Below are 602 nucleotides of genomic sequence, written 5' to 3' on the forward strand. Positions count from 1 at the left end.
ACAAAAATATTTTGGTACAGATGGAATTCGCGGCAAAGCCAATGTTTTTCCCATGACACCAGATTTTGCTATGAAAGTGGGGATGGCTGTGGGAATTTTGTTTCGGTCACAAAATCAGTCGCGTCGTGTGGTAATTGGTAAAGATACCCGTTTGTCTGGTTATATGGTCGAAAATGCTTAGGTTTCAGGAGTTACCGCTGCTGGAATGGAGGCGTTCTTATTAGGACCGGTGCCAACACCTGCTGTTGCTATGCTTTGTCGCTCATTGCGTGCTGATCTGGGGGTGATGATTTCGGCCTCTCATAATCCCTTCTATGATAATGGTATTAAACTTTTTGGTCCTGATGGCTTTAAGCTTTCAGATGAGATAGAAGAAAAAATTGAACAATTGATCGATACAGATCTTTCAAAATCTTTAGCCAGTTGTGCCGAAATTGGCTATGCAAAACGGGTCGAGGGTGATATTTACCGCTATATCGAATATGCCAAAAGAACTTTGCCGCGCGATGTTCGTTTGGATAATTTGCGTATCGTTGTCGATTGCGCTAATGGTGCTGCTTATAAGGCGGCTCCGCGTGCTTTATGGGAATTGGGAGCTGAGG

Annotated in this window: 1 pseudogene; it reads left to right on the forward strand. The window is 43.9% G+C overall.

From position 1 onward, the window contains the following. Positions 1–602 (forward strand): annotated as a pseudogene (locus ACFIO5_RS12815) (phosphohexomutase domain-containing protein); the annotation flags it as partial.

This window comes from Bartonella sp. AA86SXKL (assembly GCF_042196885.1).